At 66.1% G+C, this 280-nt stretch carries 1 protein-coding gene; it reads right to left on the bottom strand.

The annotated features are described in order from the left end of the window. Positions 1–247 (bottom strand): HNH endonuclease family protein (locus L5849_RS17200; RefSeq protein WP_368735746.1); only part of this gene is annotated, 247 nt, incomplete at its 3' end. Between the last annotated feature and the right edge of the window lie 33 nt (positions 248–280).

Here is a 280-nt window from a genome sequence, read left to right as displayed (position 1 = left end):
CGACGAGTTCGTCGGCCCGCGCCATGATCTCCTCATGCCCCCAGGCATGCTGCTCGGCGAGCGCGCGGTTTAGTTCGAGGTGGCTGCCGCTGTAGATCTGCCGCTTGCGCTGGAAGGGAGTGTTGCTCAGCGTCCCGTTGAAGGCGGTCAGCGTGAGGTTGCCGAGGGTGTGCACCAGGCGCTGATGAACCTCGTCCGGGTCTTGGCCAAGGCTGACCAGGTGATCGCGCCATTCCTGGCTGAGCAGGCGTCGTCAGCGTCGGGCAGCATCGCCTGCAGC

Source organism: Erythrobacter sp. SN021 (assembly GCF_021864455.1).
Note: the sequence above shows the minus strand (reverse complement) of the source record. Positions and strands in the feature narration are given on the sequence as shown.